Source organism: Halococcus salifodinae DSM 8989, assembly GCF_000336935.1.
GTDB lineage: Archaea > Halobacteriota > Halobacteria > Halobacteriales > Halococcaceae > Halococcus > Halococcus salifodinae.
The window spans coordinates 69,599-87,503 of sequence record NZ_AOME01000051.1 but is presented as its reverse complement, the minus strand read 5'-3'; the positions used below and the strand labels follow the sequence as shown (position 1 = coordinate 87,503).

Genomic DNA, 17,905 nt, shown 5'->3' with positions numbered 1-17,905 from the left:
CCCCTCAAATCGAACTATGACAGTCTGTATTGTGGTTTCTGTCTGTTCGAAAGCTACCGAGCCGAATTTCGAATCGTGGTATCCGAGACAGACATTCCGGGGCCGAAAGACGTGATATCAGCTTTGAAATGGACTAAAGCCCCTCTTTGTCCGATAACCGGAGCTATTTGCCGATTCTCGACTGTTTGAAAGAGAATCAAAACAAACAACTCGGATCTTGGTTCACTGGTGGCTCCGACGACACTCTCGGCCAGGACGTTTTGTCGTTACATCGTCATTACCCCGTCATACGGATCGATATATAGCCGACAACACCCCACATATCAAGCTTGACGGCCACGGTTTGCGACGGACCGCACATGGAGATACGGAAGGTCCAGCTCTCCGGCGGGACCACGTACACCGTCTCGTTGCCGAAGTCGTGGGCGACCGAACACCGGATCGACGCGGGATCGGCCGTGCGTCTCCATCCGAAGGGGAACGGCTCGCTGCTCGTCGAGTCGGCAGGTGATACTGGTGGTGACGAACGGACCACGACCGTCGACAGCGGCGGCCTCGATCGGGACGGGCTCGCGCGGACGATCCACGCGCTCTACGTCGTCGGCGTCGATCGGATCCGACTCGTCGACGATACCACCCACTCGACCGAGCGTCGGAGCACGATCACGCGTCTTGCCGGGCAGCTGAGCGGGCTCGAAGTGCTCGAAACTACCGACACCGAGATCACGCTCCGGAGCCTGCTCGATCCGGGAAGCGTCTCGATTCACAAGAGCGTGCTGCGACTGAAGCTCATCACGCTCGGAATGGCCCGGGACGCGATGCGAGCGTTCGTGACCGGTGATCGATCGTTGGCCGACACCGTGATCGAGCGCGACGACGAGGCCGACAAGCTGTTCGCGATGGTCACACGGTACTTCCGGCGGTCGCTTTCGGATCTCGCGGTGATCGACGAGCTCGATCACTCGCGTGACGAGCTCTTCGAGTACTACTACGTCGCCCGGCAGTTCGAACGGATCGCGGACCACGCCGAGAAGATCGCCCGACTCGCCAACGAGGACGCCCTCACCGACGACCTCGACGAGACGCTCTCCTCGTACGCCGACCGCGCGCGGACGATCGTCGATCACGCTGCCGATGTCGCGCTCTCGAACGCCCACGTCGGGATGGCGTACGACACAACCGCCAACCGTGACGCACTCGTCGATGAGATCACCGCGTTCAGTCACGAACTCCACGGTCGCGGCGAACCGGAGGAGATCCATCGAGTGGGCCTCGTGCTCGACAGCATCGAGCGAACGGCCGAATACGGAGCCAATATCGCCGAAATGGCCGTCCAGCGGACCGCGCGTCAGGGCGAACTCCCCGACGCGTAACGCACTCGACTGGACGAACCGACTGTGGTCAGTCCCTGGGAAATCGAACGGTGACGATCACTCTGGATCAAGAGGGAGACCGTCGACCAGTGTTGCGGCCCTCTCGTACGGCGAGTGCTTCTTGTCTTCGGGCCGTGGACGCCGTTTGCCGGCGCGCCGAAACACGCTGTCGACGAACGTGTCGCGCACGGTCGCGTTCTCGAACAGCCCGTGGAGATACGTGCCGAGGACGCGATCGGTCGCGGCGCTGCCCTCGCCGAGGGGACGCTCGACGGCCGCGGTGGCGGCGGTTTCACCCATGTGGATCTCGTAGCCTGCGACGGTACCGCTCGCGCCAGCGATCGGGCCGGATCCGTCGATGTCCCGAGTGACGCGTTCGACGCACTTCTCTCGGGAGAACTCGGTTTCGACGGGCAACAGACCGAGCCCTTCGACGACCGATCGATCGCCCGTGCCCTCGATGGCGGCGTTCGTGATCCGCTCGCCGAGCATCTGGTAGCCACCACACAGCCCGACGATCGGGCCCGACACCCTGGCGAGCGCCTCGTCGAAGCCGGCCTCTCGAAGCGCCAGTAGATCGTCGACGGTGTTTTTGGTTCCGGGGATCACGACCGCGTCAGCGGCCGCGAGGTCGGCGTCGAGCGGCACGTAACTGACTCTGATGCCTGGCACGCGCGCCAACGGTTCGAGATCGGTGAAGTTCGAGATTCGGGGCAGCCGGGGGACCACGACGGTCACCGCGGCCCCGTCCGCCACGCCGTCATCGTCGCCCAGCACGCGAGGTTCGCCTTCTGCTGGCAACGAGACACTGTCCTCAGCAGGGAGACCGGGATCATCGTACCGGAGGACATCGAGGACTGGAATTCCGGTTTTTCGCTCCAGCTCTTCGATCCCCGGTTCGAGGATCGAACGGTCGCCGCGGAACTTGGTGAAGACGACGCCCATCACTCGTTCGCGGAGATCGTCGGGCATGAGTTCGAGCGTGCCGTAGGCGCTTGCGAACGCGCCGCCGCGCTCGATGTCCGCGAGCAGCAGGATCGACGCGTCGGCGAACCGCGCAGTCTCGACGTTCGCGAGATCACGGTCGTGGAGATTGATCTCCGCGATCGAGCCCGCGCCCTCGGCCACGATCACCTCGTGATCGGCTGCGAGACGGTCGTGGGCCGATTTTGCGGCCTCGCGGGCGCGCTCCCAGTGGTCGTCGTAGTACGTCCCAGCGGCGTAATGGCCGACGGCCTCGCCGTCGATCACGAGTTGGCTCTCGGCGTCGCCGCGGGGTTTGAGGAGCACGGGATTCATGTCGGTCGTCGGCGTGACGCCCGCAGCGCGGGCCTGGACATACTGCGAGACCCCGATCTCGCCCCAGCCGTCGGTGGACGTTTCGTCGTCCTCGGACGGCCGGCGCTTCGCGCCCGCGACGCCGTCGGCGGTCACGACCGCGCGGGCGTTGTTGCTCATGTTCTGGGCCTTGTACGGCGCGACCGCGACGCCCTCGCGCGCGAGACGACGACAGAGGCCGGCGACCACGGTGGACTTGCCGACGTGGCTCGCGGTGCCCGCGACGAGGATGGTCGAACTCATTGTTTTGCCTTGGAAGGTGCCCTGTACGTGTCTTTTGCTCGGGCGAGTCAAAACAACGCTTGCTCACAAAAGTCGATTCAACTACCGAAGATTGATCGGCACCACGTCAATCTATTTCGATTTAATCGGTGCTATTAAATTCTTAGAGATTTAGTAGAAGCAATGCATGCCAAAACGATACTGTGTGGTGATCGGTGATGTCGTTGACTCCAGATCGGTCGATGACCGGGAAATACTCCACCGTGATCTCGAGCGAGGAGTGGAGTACGCAAACGATGCGTTGACAGACCAGGTAGTTGCTCCGTTTGTCATATTGAAGGGTGTGGACGAAATAGGTGGTGTATTGCCGGATCCAGGCCGAGTGTATCGTGTGATTCGAGAAATAACTGAGGCTATTCATCCGACAGCTATTCGATTTGCAGTTGTACAGGGGCGAATCGACGTGGGTGCCTCAAAAAGCGACATCGTGTCGATGGATGGGCCCGCGTTCCACGAGGCTGACACACTACTGGATACGATCGCTCACGAAAATCAAGCAATCGCACTTTCAGATCCCGATGTCGATCCGTGGCTCCGGCAACTGATAACCCATCAAATTGACCTATTACTTGCTTGGAAGCAGAAGTGGACCTCGCATCAGGGTGCCGTTGTCCGGCAGTACCGAAACGAGTCACAGATGAAGGCTATTGCCGAACAGCGTGACGTATCTATCCAAACAGTGTCACAGACTCTTTCACGGACAGGAATCGAACGAATTATGCGAACCGAGAAGAGCCTTGAAAAAGCAATGGTGGAGGTATGGAGAGATTCGACGTGACTTGGCGGACGCTTCTCTCAGTGATCGCTACGATCATTTCAATCGTGGCTCTCCTCTGGGCGATTCCTCACGTTGAGACGATCGTTGCGCCGCGACATATGGTCGTAGTGGTGGCCGGTTATACGCTTTTGCTGGCGACGAGTGGTTACGTCGTGATGAGCATGCTCTCGCTTGCTGGTGCAAGTGTGGATGAGGCAGAAGCTGATACTGGGAGCGTGATCGGAAAAGTAGAGAACGTACTGATTCTCACACTAACGTTGCTCGGAGCCTACACCGCGCTGGGACTCGTGTTTACTGCGAAATCGATCGTTCGCTGGCAGGACATTTCTAGCGGCAACACGACGTACTACCTCACAGGTAGTGTGGCCAACGTCACCTACTCGCTCGTATTCGGTATCGTACTGCGGCGTGTGCTCGATACAGTAGCTTAGAACTCCGTTCCCTTCCGTGCGCGATGGCCCGCGTCGAACGGATGGGCCTCCTTCCGGACGTTCGTGACGAGATCAGCGCGGTCGGCGATCGCCGGCCGTTCGTGACCGCCCGTGAGGACGAGTTCGAGGTTTGCGGGCTTGTCGTCGACGAGGTCGGCGACCGCGTCGGGATCGACGAGATCGCGGTTCGCTGCGTACAGGATCTCGTCGAGGATCAGGTGGTGGACGCCGTCGTCGGGCTCGCTGTCGAGCGCGAGTGGTGCGGTGAGGTCGGCCTCCTCGGCCGCGGCGACGAGTTCGCGGGCGCGTTCGAGCGCGCCCTGGGCTCGCGCGGCGTGCTCGTCGTCGGCCGATCCGTCGAGCAGACCGTGCCAGCCGTAGTGGCCGGAGTTCTCGTAGGTGAACCCCGGGACGGCCTCGATCGCGTTGTACTCGCCGCGGGTCGACTCGACACTCGCCGCGCCACCTTTCATGAACTGGAGGAGGTGAACCCGGTAGCCGTGGCCCGCGGCCCGGAATCCCATCCCGAGCGCGGCGGTGGTCTTGCCCTTTCCGTCGCCCCACCACGCCGAAACCAGGCCGAACTCCTCGGGAGCAGCGGGTTCGATCGCCTCGGCTTTTGGTGTCTTCCCCTCGCCGGGGGTTCGGCGGTGCTGTGCGTCGCGGTCGGTGTCGGAGCTGTCGTTAGTAGTGTCGTCGGTCATGGATTGTGGACGGGGTCGCGGACGGCCGATCGGTTCAACCAGTGTCGACTGGCGAGCGATCACGGCGAGAACACCTCGGCTCGCCGGTCGGTAACGACGCCGTACTCGGCGTCGGCCACGCTCGACGGGAGTTCGCGGTGCTCGTACCGCGACGCGAGGCTCGCACGCACCGCCTCGCGGACGCAGGCGCGCGCCGCGGCCCCGACCGGGGTCGCACTGCCGGTGAACTGTGCGGGGTCGCCGTTGGGATCGCAGCCCGCGACGACCGCGTCGGTGGTCGTCCCCGGAAAGCCCGTCACCGCGAGCAGCGTCGCGGTCTTCGCCTCGACGGCGACCGCGAGCAGGTTCGCGAGCCCGGCGTCGTCGAGTGCTCGCGTGGTTCCGAGTACGATGTTGACCGTGCCGACGCCGTCCGGTTCGTCGGCTCGATCGTCGACATCGGCATCCCGGGCGGGAGACGACGAGGGCTCCTGAGGGAGCGCGGCGGGGTTCGACACGCCCGCGGTGGCGTACGCCACGACCGAGTCGAGTCGTGCGCCGCGGGCGTGTTGCAGGTCGACGCCGGTGAGCAGCGCCGGTCCCGAAAGATCGAACCCTGCCTGGTCGCGCCGTTCCGCGACGTAGATCCCGAGATCAGTTCGGCTCCAGCCCTCGGGCACCGAGACGTTGTAGGCGGCGTCCGCGCGCTCGAACCCGCCGTCCCAGCCCGTCGAGAGCCAGTCGGTGTCCCGCTTCACGAGCTGGAGGACGCCCGCCTCGACGCTCGCCTCAAACATCCCCGAGCACCTCGATCAGCCGGTCGTTCTCCTCGGGAAGCCGCACGGCGATCCGAATGTGTGAGTCGAGCCCGCGGAACGTCCGGGCATCCCGAAGGGCGAGGCCGCGCTCACGGGCGTGTTCGAGGAGCCAATCGACGTCGCGATCGCGGACATCGAACAGCAGGAACGGCGCGTCGGACGGATGAACGTCGAACTGCGCGGAGAGCGCATCGTGGAACCGGGACCGCTCCGTACGGACACGCTCTCGGGTTTGTGCGACGAAATCGGTCTGGCGCATGCAGTACGCGCCGGTCGCCAGCGCCGGTCCACTCACGTTCCACGGCCGGCGCGCGGCGGTCAGCGCTTCCCCATACTCGTCCGTGGCGACCGCGAACCCGGCCCGGAGGCCTGGCAGCCCGAACAGCTTGGTCAGCGACCGCGCGACCACGACGCCCCGCGTCCCGGCGAGCGACGGCCGACCGGTGAACCCGAGAAACGCCTCGTCGACGAGTAGCAGAGTTCCGGCGTCGCGACACCGCGCCGCGAACCCGTCGAGGGCAGCGGGGTCGTACGTCTCGCCGGTCGGGTTGTTCGGGTTGCAGACGATCGCGAGAGCGTGCTCCGCGAGATCATCCCTGCCGACGTCGAGCACCGCGTCGTGGGGAACGAACGCCGGCTCACCACCCTGGAGGCGGACCTCGCGGGCGTACTCTCCGAAACTCGGGAACGGAACCAGCACCGAGTCGCCGGGCGAGACCGCGAGATCGACGGCCGAGCGGATGGCCGCGAGGCCGCCGGGCGTCGGGATCACCTCGTCCGGCTGGCAGTCGACGTACGCCGCCGCGGCGTCGCGGTAGTCGGCGGGTGGTTCAGACGGGTACGATCTCGACTCGGCGAACGCGTCGCGGTAGATCCCCTCGACTCCCTCGGGCACTCGTGGGTTGGTGTTGGCGCTGAAATCCACCAGCTCGGGATCGTCGCTGCTGCCGTGTGGCGCTCTATCGACGCCGAGCGCGTCGTCGAGATTCATGTGAGCGCCTCCGCAACCTGGGCGTCCGCACGCCGGTTGACGTTGACCGCGAGGCGCTCGTCGCGGCTCACGAGCGTCGTTTCGGCGTCGCCCGCGACGACGTTGATCCCGGTTGGTGCGAGCGTTCGTCCGTCGTGTTCCATCGTCGTGTCGACGCTCACGCCGAGTGCGCGCTTGAGAATGACGGGAACGCAGACCGCAAGCGAGTCGCCGTCGAACGCGTCGAGAACGCGATCCACACTTTCGCCCGCGAGCAGCGGCAGGTCCGCCGCGACCGTCAGCACGGGCGGATCGATCGAATCGAGTGCGGCAGCGAGATCGGCGACGTAGCCCTCGCCGGGAGCTTCGACGAACGACTCGACGGGCGGGTCGTGGCGTCGAGTCTCGTCCCGGGTGGCGTCGAAACGGTCGGGATCGAGATGGTCGCGCGTCCGTGGCGCGTTCGACGATCCGACCGCGTGGATCGCCTCGACCCGGCTGGCACGGAGCGCGCCGATCACGCGATCGACCATCGGCCGGCCGCCGATCTCGTACAGCGGCTTCTCGGTGCCGGCGTCGAGACGAGTCCCGCGACCGCCGCACATCACCAGTGCGTCCACGCGATCACCCCCGCGTGGAGCGCCGCGACGCGCGCGATCTCGTTGGTCGCGCCGAGGACATCGCCCGAAACGCCACCGAGATTTGACCGTGCCCACCGGAGCACGACGACCGCCATGATCGCGGCAGCGAGGAGCGCTGTCACGGCGGGCATCACTGCGGGCCACGCGAGGAAGACTGCCGGCAGGGCGAGCAGCCAGACCGGAGCCAGCGCCCACGGGTTGGCGTTCGTCGTGAATCCCGCGCCGAGCCCGTCGTGGGGTGACGAGCCGACGCAGACCAGGCTCGCCATTCCGGCCTTCGCGCCCACCTCCGCAGCGATGGCAAGAAGCGCGGTCCGTGCCGGCAGCACCGCGATCGCACTCCCCGCGGCGACGAGGCCGGCCACGACCAGCGCGACCGCGAGCGCGCCACCGACGCCGAGCGTGGTGTCCTTCATGACCTCGCGCCGCGCGGCCGCGTCGCCGTGGACCGCGAGCGCATCGCCGAGGTCCGCCACGCCGTCGACGTGGTTGATCCCCGTCACGGCGTAGACGCCGACGGCGAACACGATCCCGACCGTGGCGGACGGTCCGGGGACGAGAAGTGGAAGACCGACGAGCGCGCCGATGACGTACCCGGCGAGCGGGAAGGCGATCGGCCGCTCGGCGAACGCCGTCCACGCGTCGGCGTCGCGCCCGACGGGGAGTCGCGAGAGGAAGCCGAGCGCACCCCGGAGCGCTGTCAGGACCACGTGATCACCCCGCAGAGGACGAACGCGACTACTCCTGTGATCCCGACGACCCGAACCCCCTCGCGCGCCCGCTCGACGCTCGGCAGGTCGGCGTCCGGGTTGAGGACGTACGCACCGTACTTTTCGAGACGGACATCGAGAACCGCGGCGAGCGTCGCCATCGGCCAGCCCGAGTTGGGGGAGGTGGGTGTGTTGCTCCACTCGTGGCCGCGGGCCAGCGCACGCGGTGACCGACCGGCGAGCGCGAGCAGCGCGGCGCTCGCGCGGGCCGGAAGCCACATCACGAGGTCGTCGAGCCGCGCGCTCGCCCCACCGACTGGCTTCGAGCGGTAGCCAAGCATCGAGTCGAGCGTGTTGACCGCCTTCACCCACGCCGCGCCCGCCACGCCAACCGCGAGCGAGACGCGCGCGCCGAGCGCGAACGCCAGCAACGGCGCAACCAGTCCATCGGCGAGGTTCTCGGCCGCGCTCTCGACCGCCGCGCTCCGGAGCTGAGCCGGGGTGAGATCGTCGGTCTTCCGTCCGACGAGCGCCCGGATCGATCCCCGAGCAGCCGCCGGGTCGGTCGTGGTTTGATCGATCACGTCCTCCGCGACCGACGTCAGTCGCGCCAGGCTCGTCGTGGCGAACACCGCGAGACCCGCGACCGCGCTGCCGACGATCGGTCCGACGGCGACCGCAAGGGCGGTGGCGACCCCCGCGATCGCGGCAGCACCGATCGGCAGACAGAGTGTGCTTCCCGTCCCGACGAGTCGCGGGTGCGACCACGACCGGTCGAGCGGCGCGACGACTCGCCCGAACAACGCGACCGGATGGACGCGCTGTGGGAACTCCTCGAACGCGGTGTCGAGCACGAAGCCGACGGCGAGCGCTCCGACGGCTGCGAGACTCATCGGCTCGTTCCTCTCACGGTCATCGTCTCCCCCTGACGATCATCGTCTTCCTTCGGCCATCATAGCGAGTCGATGAATCGATCGAACGCGGTGCTCTCAGCGTGGACGTGGGCGTAGGTGCCGAGCGTTCGGTACTCCGTGAGCCCGTCGTGCTCTCCGTCGATCCCCTCGCCACGCTCGACGTCGAAGGCGAAGCGCGCGTCCGCGTCGACGGCCGCCTCCGAGTAGTGGAACTCGTGACCGCGGAGGGTGTCGTTCGCGTTCGCGGTCAGCGTCGATTCGCACGCACTGAGTTCGACGTGATCGAGCGCTTGGTAGCGCTCGCACATTTCGACCGCAGCGGGGAGCACACCGGCCATTTCGTGGGTGTCGCCGTCGACGGTCGTGAGCGATTCGGCGAGCGCCATCATCCCGCCGCATTCTCCAAGGATCGGGATGCCCTCCCCGGCGCGGTCGCGGAGGGTGGCGAGTGCCGGCCCGTCGGCGAGTGCGGCGGCGTGAAGCTCCGGATAGCCCCCTGGAAGGTAGATCCCATCGGCTTGAGGCACGTCATCACCCGCGGCCGGGGCGAACGTCACGACCTCGGCGCGCGCCCGGAGGCGCTCCATCGTCGCGGGGTAGACGAACCGGAACGCCGCGTCGCGCGCGACCGCGACGCGCTTCTCACGGGCTGGTCCCGAGTCGATGGAATCGACTGCGGGTGGTTCGCGGGCGACGTCGATCAGTCGGTCGGTCCGGAGGTGTGTCGCCACCTCGTCGAGCGTCGCGAGGTCGATCGGTGCCTCGTCACCCATGTGGAGACCGAGGTGACGATCCGGGATTTCGAGATCGGGTTCGGGTGGTATCCGTCCGAAGTAGGCGAGATCGTCGGGCAACGCCTCCCTGATCCCGCGCTCGTGGCGGCCACCGTGGGCACGCTGGGCGACGATCCCCACGACGTCGACGTCGCGCCCGGCGTGGGCGGCGTAGCGCTCGAAGCCGACCGCGGTCGCCGCGACGCTCTCCATGCCGGCGCTCGCGTCGACGACCAGCACGACGGGGAGATCGAGCGCTTCGGCGACCATCGCCGTACTCGATCGGTCGCCGTCGTACAGCCCCATCACGCCCTCAACGACGCAGATGTCGCCCTCACCACGAGCGTAGTTCCGGCGGAGTCCCTCATCCCCTTCGAGCCAGACGTCGAGGGTGCGCGAGGGGCGCTCTCCGTCGACGTTCCCGGAATCGTCGGAACCGCGAGCGGAACCAACGACAGCGGTGTGGTGGCTGGGATCGATGAAATCCGGGCCGGCCTTCGCGGGCTGGACCGTGTGGCCCGCCGCTTCGAGCGCGCGGACGACCGCGAGCGTGGCGACGGTTTTGCCGACGCCGGATCGCGTGCCGCCGATCACGACGCCGTTCATGGTTCGACCCGAGGCTCGGTCGCCAGCAGTCGGTCGTGGATCGTGACGACGCGATCGCGGATGTCGGTCATCGGGATTCCTGCCCGCTCGGCCAGCGCGAGCGCGCCGCCCATCCCGACGCCCTCCTTCGCTTCGCCCGCGACGTAGGCGTCGAGTGCGGGGTGTGACTCTCGATCGAAGCCCGGATCGGTGATCGTCAGATCGAGGTCGAGATCGCTTGCCAGCCCCTCGACGTCCGCAGTGTCGTCGGCGGCGAGAAACGACGTCGTAGCGAGCGAGAGCGGCGCGTCGACGCCCGCGTGGCGGGCGAGTGCGGCGGCGGCACACAGCTGCGTCCCGCCAGCGAGCGTGACCTCAGTGCCACCTGCGGTCGTCCCGGTGACGAGACCCGCGACCGCAGCGAGCACCGGATCGCCGACCGCCCGCACCGCCGCGATCGGCGTTCCGGCAGCCCCACCGGCCGCGATCCCGGCAGTATCGAGCGCCTCACCGACCACCTGCTGCTTCAGTGCGATCGGGTTCTCGGGAAGTGACGACGAGGTCGCCCGGCGCTCGCCGAGCGCGGCGAGGACACAGCGCGCAGTGGTCGTCCCGCCCGGGATCGTCTCGCCGATCACGAGCTCGTCGTCCGGGAGCGCCCGGCCGTACTCCTCGGCGGCCGTGAAGATTTCTCGGGCTTCGGGAACTGCCCGCGCTGTCCGCACGTCCCGTCCCGACTCCTCGCCCACCGTGACGGTCGGCGCGGCGGTCGGTTCGGCGAGTCCCGCATCGACCACGACGGTCTCGAACCGTGCGAGTTCACGGACCGCACGAGTGACGACTGCGGGCGTCGGACAGCCCGATGGACTGACCGGGACGACCGGCGAACACACCGGCTGGCCGTACGCGACGATCTCGCAGTCGGCGCTCGGTGTGTGCGCCATCACGGCCGAGTCCGCACCGGCGGCGCTGATCCCCTCGATCCGTGCGGTCGCCGTGCTCCCGGCGACGACGACGAACTTCATCGATCGATCGCCTCCGTCGGTGCTGTCATCCCCGCTACACCGCCCCGCGTCTCGGCTCGGTTCGTCGGCTCAACACGACAAACTGTGGTTGGTGTAGAACAATAGTAGTTGCTCTTTCCCCCGATTCGTGACCCTTCCCTCGCCGTTCGTTCGACCACGACGATCGGCGATCGAAGTCCGCAAATCGATCCGCGCCCGTGGTGGATCGTCCAGTAGCCGAAAGGTATTTGCTGTCGCCTCGTGTCGCCTTTAGCAAGCCCATTTGTACTAACTAAACAAAACTTGGGCAATCTGAGCCATGACAACCGAAGCGATCCTTCTCGTCGGCCGCGGTGCGGCGCGCACCCGAACCGTGCTGAAAACCCACGCGGAGCGGCTCGAACGCCGGACCGGGACCACGGTCCGTGTGGCAACGTACGAACACGAACCGGTACACGAGCTCCGGGACCCGCTGGCACGGATCGACGCCGAGCGGGTGTACGCAGTGCCGGTCCGTGTCGCCCACACCTACGAGACGCTCGACGACCTGCCCGCGGCGCTCTCGACGATCGCCAGCGACGTCCGGTACTGCGAGCCGATCGGCCGGAGTCCCGCAATCACCGACCTCATCGTCGAGCGGGCCACGGCGCTCCAACCGGCCACACCGGACGTCTCGCTGGTGCTCGTCGGGTTCGGGAGCAGCGCGAAGCCGTACTACCGACAGATGGCGGCGTACCACGCCGCACGGATCGACGAGGGGTCGGACTACGGCGAAGTAGTCGCCTGCTATCTCCACCAGAACCCGACCGTCGAGTGCGTCCGCTATACGATCGAAAACGATTCCGCGGTCGCAGTCCCGCTGTTTCTGACTCACACCACCGCAACCACCGAGGCGATCCCGGCAAAGCTCGAACTCGACCGCGGCGGGATCGCGTACGCCGAGCCGTTCGGCGATCACCCACGGGTCACCGATGCGATCCACGCCGAGGTCGCAAAACAGCGTGCCCTCACGGACGGCGACAGGGGCGACACGTCATCGGGAACGTTCGAAACGCGGCTCACCGAGACGCGTCGGCCGATCGCCACCGACGGCGAAGGACTCGTGGAGTAACGTCGACTCAGTCGGCCCGGACGACCAGTACCGAGAGATCGGAGAATCGAGAGTCGGCTGCGGTTTCGCCGCCCGCATCGTTTCGTGCCTCGTCCGCGAGATCGCCGAGCGTCGTCCGTGTGACTCGCTCGTCGTCGTGTGTCAGCCGCTCGAACACGAGTGCATCGAGCGACGGGGTTGCGCCGGCCTCGACCAGCATCCCTGCAACGTCGCCCGGCATCCAGTCGTACGGGCGCGGCAGCACCAGCAGGTGACGGTGACCGACGGCCTCGCGAAGTCGCTGAAGGTCGGCATCGATCCCACCGCGTTTGTGGAGCGTGACGAACGTCGTCGCCTCCATCGGCGTCCGCGCACGGCTGGCGGCGATCTGGAGCGACGAGATCCCCGGCACGATTTTTACTGAGCGATCGACCGCAGCCTCGACCTTCCCGACGAACTGGTAGCCCGAGTGGTTCGGATCGCCCATCAGGACGGCCGTGCCCCGCTCCCCGTCGGCGACCCGCTCGGCGAACGCGTCGAGCGTCGCCGCCTCGTCGGCGTACCCACAGGTCAGCAGATCGGCGTCGGTCCGTCCACTGACGAACTCTACCACCGTCTCGAACCCAACGACGACGTCGGCCTCGCGGATCGCGCGCTCGCCCCGTGGCGTCAGGTACTCGGGATTTCCCGGCCCGATACCGACGGCATCCACCGGCCGTTCGGCCGCGTCGGGCCCTGCCTCGGTTTCGGGCTCCGCGGCCGCGACCGCTGCCGGGTCGCGGCCGTCGCCGAGATCGTCGGCATCGTTCACAGCGGATCGATCTCCCCGTTTCGAACGTCGCTCGCGACGTGGACGAGTTCGTTCGTCAGTCCGGCCGCGAGACCGCTGCCGCCGCGGCGGCCGACGTTGGTGATAGTGGGGACGCCGTTCTCCCGCGCGACCTCCCGAAGCCGCTCACGGCTCTCGGCAGCCTTCACGAATCCCACCGGCGTGGCGACCACGACTGCTGGTCGGGTCCCGTCAGCGATGCAGTCCGCGAGCGCGAGCGCCGCCGTGGGGGCGTTCCCGACCACGGCGACCGCGCCGTCGTAGACCCCTCGACTGTCGAGTTCGAGCACCGAGGCCGCGGTCCTGGTCATCCCCGTCCGCTCGGCGAGATCGGCCCCGTTCCCGATCGCTTTGCGGACCGGACAGTCGTGGCCCCGGCCGGTGACGCCGGCTTTCACCATCGTGATGTCGGTCACGATCGGTCGCTCCTCGCCCACTGCGCGCGCGCCAGCCCGGACGGGTTCGTCCTCGTCGTCGCCGGTGAACCGCAGCAGATGCTGGAACTCGGGATCGCCGGTGGCGTGGACCGCTTTCTGGCGCAGCCGGTCGGCGAGCGTTTCGTCGGGAACGAGTTCTCGCACGCGATCCATACTGGTCTCGGCGATCGCCATCGCGTTCTCGGTTGTCGCGCCGAGATCGGCGTACGCCTCGACTTCGTCCTTCTCGGCGCTCGTGCTCCCATCCGCATCAGTCGTCATCGCTCGACACCTCCTCGCTTTCGCTGTCGGGCTGGGCCCTGTCGGCTGCCTCCCCGGCACGCGCTTCGAGATCGGCGTCGGCCCGGAGGTTGACGTCGCGCAGCCGATCGGCGGTCGCGTCGTCGGCGTCCCAGAGCCCGCGGTCGATCGCCTCAAGCAGGGTGTCGGTGATGCTGTCGAGCGCCCACGGGTTCACCTCGCGCATCCACTCCTGACGGTCGTCGTCGAAGGCATACTTCTCGGCGACGTCGTTCCAGAGCGTATCGCTCACGACGCCCGCGGTGGCGTCCCAGCCGAGCGCGACGTCGACCGTGGTCGAGAGGTCGCCAGCGCCCTTGTACCCGTGCTCTTCCATACTGTCGAGCCAGGCAGGGTTGAGGACGCGGGCGCGCATCGCCTTCCGGACTTTCTCCTCGTTGGTGTAGATGTCGACGTTGTCGGGATCCGAGGAGTCGCCGACGTACGAGGCGGGTTCTTCGCCAGCGATCTCCGACACGGCGGTGATGAACCCGCCGTGGAAGGCGTACCAGTCCGAGGAGTCGAACTCGTCCTGCTCGGCGGTGTCCTCGATCTTGACGGTGGCGTCGACGTTGCCGAGCCGCCGCTCGAAGGATGCGTGGGCTTCTGAAACCTGGCCCCGACTGCCGAGCGCGTACCCGCCCCACTGGACGTACACCTCGGCGAGGTCCGAGCGGTCGTCCCAGTTGCCCTCGTCGACGGCCTTGTTGGTCCCCGCGCCGTAGCCGCCCGGCCGGGTGGTGAACACCCGATGGCTCGCCGCCGCACGGGCGTCTGCCTCGTCTATCCCGTCTTCGTCCACGCTCGGCTCGCCCTCGACACCATCCGCACTCTCGCCACCCTCAGCCCCGTCCGCCACGTCGTCCAGCAGTCGCTGAGTTTCCTCTTCGACGTGTTTCTTGACGTAGTTCCGCTCGTGGGGTTCGTCGAGATCGACTACGGTTTCGACAGCGTCGTGAATCACGCTCGCAGCTTGCGGGAAGGCGTCGCGAAACAGCCCCGAGACTCGCGTCGTCACGTCGATCCGGGGTCGGTCGAGCTCGTCGAGCGGGATCGGAGTCACGTCGTCGACCCGGCCGGCGTCGGTCCACTCGGGTTCGACGCCCATCAGCGCGAGCACCTGCGCGATCGTCTCGCCGCGGGTCCGGACGGTGGGCGTGCCCCACGCCACGACGCCGATCTCCTCGGGGTACTCGCCTGCCTCTTCCTGATGGCGCTCGGCGACGCCCGCCGCGACCTCACTGCCGACCGCCCACGCGCTTCTCGCGGGGACTTTCCGGGGATCGAGAGTGTAGAAGTTCCGCGCGGTCGGGAGCAGATCGACCCCGCCGCGGGTCGGCGCGCCGCTGCCGCCCGGCGGGACGTACTCGCCCGCGAGCGCGTCCGCAGTCCGCGGGATTTCCTCGGCGGCACCCGCCACGCGCGGTGCGGCCGTCTCACAAATGTACCCCAAGACCTCTCGGAGATCGTCGTGTGCGCCGGACTTCGCCCGCGAGTCGCCCAGCGGATCGATGTCGACGACGAGCAGGTTCATGTTCACCTCCTCGTCCGGCCCGGCCGCGGACTCGTCGGCCGGGAGGTCGAAGTCGTGTTCGGCCAGCGTCGTCACGAGGTCGACGCTGGTCTCGTACACCGCGTCGGCGGCCTCGGCGTAGGTCGTCCCGAGCGCCTCGTCGTAGGCTCCCGGCTCGTTGAGCAGGCGGTCGTAGTCGACGCCGAGCACGCCCGCCACGCTCTCGCGGAGGCTCGGCGCACCCGGGTTCTCCAGCCGCGTGAGCGCGACGAGATACTCCACCAGTCGGTCGCCATCCGGCGGTTCGCCCATCGTGTGCAGCCCCATCCGAATCTGAGTGGTCTTCACGTCGGTGAGGTATGCGTGGACTCGTTCGACGAGTTCGTCGATGTCGATCTCGTCGCCAGTGACCTCGCCCTCGGCGAGCGTCGTGCCGGCCTCCTCGGGCCCGCGGACATCGGCGCGCTCCTCGATCTCGCCCGCGATACCGAGTTCGACAGCGAGATCGAGGTCGTCGACCGTCTCGCGGAGCAGGTGTTCGAGGTTCTCGCCGTCGTCGGTTCGTGCGTCGGTCGCGCCGGCCTCGCGGTAGCGGTCGGCGAGCTCTTCGAGTTCGGCGAGTTCGTCGTAGGTGCCGGCGTTGGCCATCACCGGCGTGAGGTAGTCCACGATCGCGGCGTACGACCGGCGCTTGGCCTGGGTGCCCTCGCCGGGGTTGTTGACGATGTACGGGTACACGTTCGGGAGGTCGTCGATCAACTGATCCGGGGCGCTCTCGCCGTCCAGTCCGACGGTCTTGCCGGGGAGCCACTCCAGACTGCCGTGGGTGCCGAGATGGACGACTGCGTCGGCTGCGAAGCGGTTCCGGAGCCAGCTATAGAAGGCCACGTAGTCGTGGGGTGGCTGGAGGTCCGAGTCGTGATAGACTTTCGATGGGTCCATTCCGAACCCGCGCGGGGGCTGGACGGTCACGAGGACGTTCCCGAGCTCGATACCGGGAACCGCGAACGGACGGTCGGGGGCCTCGCCCCACTCCGCGACGACGTTCTCCTGAAAGCGGTCGTCGAGGTCGTCGAACCACTCGCGATACTGGCCCGGAGCCACGGTGTCGACGCTCCGCTTGCGGACGTCCTCGGGCGCGACCCACCGGTCGTCGAGGGTGAGCTGCGCAGTCAAACGATCGATGAGCGCCTGGCCGCTCTCGGGGAACTCGCCGTCGAGATCGTAGCCTCGACTGTCGAGTTCGTCGAGGAGATTGACCGTGCTCTCGGGACTGTCGAGCCCGAACGCGGTCCCGATCCCGTCGTCGCTCGGCGGGTAGTTGTGGAGCACGACCGCGACCCGCTTCTCGTCGTTCGAGGTGTGACGCAGGCTTGCCCAGTTGACCGCGAGCCGCGCGGCGTGGTCCACGCGGTCGTCGATCGGGAAATGCTGTTTGGGCGCGCTCCCGATCCCGGCCGCGTCGTCGGTCCGCTCTTTCCCGCTGATCGGATGGGTGATGACGTTGCCGTCGAACTCCGGCAGCGCGACCGAGAGCGCGAGCTCGAACCCCATCACGCCCGTGTCGCTCGACTCGTACCGCGACCGCGAACGCATCGTCGTGATCGTCTGGATCACGGGGACGCCGAGCCGATCGAGAAACACGTCCTCGGCCGAATCACCTTCGTCGCTCGCCGCCCGCCCCCGTTCGTCCATCGAGAGCGAGAACATGAACGACGACAGTACGGCGTCGACGAGCGGTTCGTCGTCGCTATTTAAGAGCCAGTTTTCAGTTACCCACTCGGCGTTCTCCTGGCCCGTTTCGTCGGCAGCGGGGTTGCAGAAGATCGGGAGCGCGTCCGCGCCGTGGGCCTCGATCGCGCGCACCTGCGCGTCGACGTACCGGGTGTTCTCGTGAGTCCAGTGGGATTCGTAGAACCAGACGGCGACCGTGGGAGTATCGGGGTCGAGCGTCGCCACGAGCTCGTCGTAGGACGCGCCGGGATGGTCGGGATGATAGACGCCTTCGGTCGGGAGCGCAACGGGATCGTCGTACTCGCGGTCGATCCCCCTCCCCCCATACTCGTCGACGAGATAGCGGATGCAGTTCGCCACGTTGCTCGTGCCGCCGCGATCGAGATACTCGTAAATTCGATCGCGGTTCTCGGCAGCGACGGTCGTGTCCTCGACGGCGTAGGCATCGCCGGTCGATTTCACGACGAGTGGGACGTCCGCCGCGTCGAGTCGCTCGATCGCGCGGTCGTAGCCCGGCATGCTGTCCTCGCCGCCGTGGAGCCAGAGGACGACCGCCGTCGCGTCAGTGAGTTCGTCGACGAACGCCTCGACATCCGTGGGGTCGTCGAGATCGCTCTCCGAGCGGACCACGAGGTCGGTCTCGACCTGTGCTGCGGCCCGCTGGACGGCCCCTAGCTCGTTCTCGGTCGCGGTGTACAGACCAACTGTTGGCATAATACTGTT

16 protein-coding genes are annotated in these 17,905 nt (G+C 67.1%); 4 read left to right on the top strand and 12 right to left on the bottom strand.

Annotation, left to right across the window (positions count from 1 at the left end; translation table 11 throughout):
* The first annotated feature begins 359 nt into the window (after nt 1-359).
* Complete coding sequence (locus C450_RS07715; RefSeq protein ID WP_005042299.1) at nt 360-1,373, top strand: phosphate uptake regulator PhoU; 1,014 nt, start codon at nt 360-362, stop codon at nt 1,371-1,373.
* 57 nt (nt 1,374-1,430) lie between these two features.
* Here the strand turns inward: C450_RS07715 and C450_RS07710 are convergent, their stop codons facing one another.
* Nucleotides 1,431-2,954, bottom strand: coding sequence for a cobyric acid synthase (locus C450_RS07710; protein WP_005042297.1), 1,524 nt, complete (start codon nt 2,952-2,954; stop codon nt 1,431-1,433).
* A 184-nt stretch (nt 2,955-3,138) separates the two neighbouring features.
* Here C450_RS07710 and C450_RS07705 point away from each other — a divergent pair, with 184 nt between their 5' ends.
* Both C450_RS07705 and C450_RS07700 read left to right on the top strand, forming a co-directional pair.
* Complete coding sequence (locus tag C450_RS07705; protein WP_241430287.1) at nt 3,139-3,771, top strand: SatD family protein; 633 nt, start codon at nt 3,139-3,141, stop codon at nt 3,769-3,771.
* On the top strand, nt 3,753-4,202 hold the full coding sequence (locus C450_RS07700; RefSeq protein WP_005042289.1) for a hypothetical protein: 450 nt from the start codon (nt 3,753-3,755) through the stop codon (nt 4,200-4,202). The genes C450_RS07705 and C450_RS07700 overlap by 19 nt, the downstream gene beginning before the upstream one ends.
* Here C450_RS07700 and C450_RS07695 read toward each other — a convergent pair.
* The 8 genes from C450_RS07695 to cobT are packed head-to-tail and all read right to left on the bottom strand — an operon-like array spanning nt 4,199 to nt 11,321.
* Nucleotides 4,199-4,906, bottom strand: a complete 708-nt coding sequence (locus C450_RS07695; RefSeq protein ID WP_005042286.1) for a cob(I)yrinic acid a,c-diamide adenosyltransferase — start codon at nt 4,904-4,906, stop codon at nt 4,199-4,201. The two genes, C450_RS07700 and C450_RS07695, sit on opposite strands and share 4 nt — an antisense overlap.
* A 59-nt stretch (nt 4,907-4,965) precedes the next feature.
* Nucleotides 4,966-5,682 carry an adenosylcobinamide amidohydrolase gene (locus C450_RS07690; RefSeq protein WP_005042284.1) on the bottom strand — a complete coding sequence of 239 codons (717 nt, stop codon included), beginning with the start codon at nt 5,680-5,682 and terminating at the stop codon, nt 4,966-4,968.
* Entirely contained in the window at nt 5,675-6,694 is a 1,020-nt protein-coding gene (locus tag C450_RS07685) for an aminotransferase class I/II-fold pyridoxal phosphate-dependent enzyme (protein WP_005042281.1), read from the bottom strand. The genes C450_RS07690 and C450_RS07685 overlap by 8 nt, the downstream gene beginning before the upstream one ends.
* Nucleotides 6,691-7,278 carry an NTP transferase domain-containing protein gene (locus C450_RS07680; RefSeq protein WP_005042279.1) on the bottom strand — a complete coding sequence of 196 codons (588 nt, stop codon included), beginning with the start codon at nt 7,276-7,278 and terminating at the stop codon, nt 6,691-6,693. The genes C450_RS07685 and C450_RS07680 overlap by 4 nt, the downstream gene beginning before the upstream one ends.
* Complete coding sequence (cobS, locus tag C450_RS07675; protein ID WP_005042276.1) at nt 7,278-8,024, bottom strand: adenosylcobinamide-GDP ribazoletransferase; 747 nt, start codon at nt 8,022-8,024, stop codon at nt 7,278-7,280. Before cobS ends, C450_RS07680 begins: the two co-directional genes overlap by 1 nt.
* A complete protein-coding gene (locus C450_RS07670) occupies nt 8,015-8,917 on the bottom strand; it encodes a CobD/CbiB family cobalamin biosynthesis protein (protein WP_005042274.1) in 903 nt (300 codons plus the stop codon). The genes cobS and C450_RS07670 overlap by 10 nt, the downstream gene beginning before the upstream one ends.
* Before the next feature lie 59 nt (nt 8,918-8,976).
* Nucleotides 8,977-10,317, bottom strand: coding sequence for a cobyrinic acid a,c-diamide synthase (locus tag C450_RS07665; RefSeq protein WP_005042272.1), 1,341 nt, complete (start codon nt 10,315-10,317; stop codon nt 8,977-8,979).
* Nucleotides 10,314-11,321 carry a nicotinate mononucleotide-dependent phosphoribosyltransferase CobT gene (cobT, locus tag C450_RS07660; protein WP_005042269.1) on the bottom strand — a complete coding sequence of 336 codons (1,008 nt, stop codon included), beginning with the start codon at nt 11,319-11,321 and terminating at the stop codon, nt 10,314-10,316. The genes C450_RS07665 and cobT overlap by 4 nt, the downstream gene beginning before the upstream one ends.
* A 298-nt stretch (nt 11,322-11,619) precedes the next feature.
* On the opposite strand from cobT, the gene C450_RS07655 reads away from it, so the two are divergent.
* Nucleotides 11,620-12,411 (top strand): sirohydrochlorin chelatase, encoded by a 792-nt coding sequence (locus tag C450_RS07655; RefSeq protein ID WP_005042268.1) that lies wholly within the window; start codon nt 11,620-11,622, stop codon nt 12,409-12,411.
* Between the two features lie 7 nt (nt 12,412-12,418).
* Here the strand turns inward: C450_RS07655 and C450_RS07650 are convergent, their stop codons facing one another.
* The 3 genes from C450_RS07650 to cobN are packed head-to-tail and all read right to left on the bottom strand — an operon-like array spanning nt 12,419 to nt 17,896.
* Nucleotides 12,419-13,201 carry a cobalt-precorrin-7 (C(5))-methyltransferase gene (locus C450_RS07650; protein ID WP_005042266.1) on the bottom strand — a complete coding sequence of 261 codons (783 nt, stop codon included), beginning with the start codon at nt 13,199-13,201 and terminating at the stop codon, nt 12,419-12,421.
* The gene (locus C450_RS07645; RefSeq protein ID WP_005042262.1) at nt 13,198-13,917 is read right to left on the bottom strand and encodes a precorrin-8X methylmutase; all 720 of its coding nucleotides are present in this window, start codon (nt 13,915-13,917) and stop codon (nt 13,198-13,200) included. Before C450_RS07645 ends, C450_RS07650 begins: the two co-directional genes overlap by 4 nt.
* Nucleotides 13,907-17,896 (bottom strand): cobaltochelatase subunit CobN, encoded by a 3,990-nt coding sequence (gene cobN, locus C450_RS07640; RefSeq protein WP_005042260.1) that lies wholly within the window; start codon nt 17,894-17,896, stop codon nt 13,907-13,909. The genes C450_RS07645 and cobN overlap by 11 nt, the downstream gene beginning before the upstream one ends.
* Nucleotides 17,897-17,905: the final 9 nt, after the last annotated feature.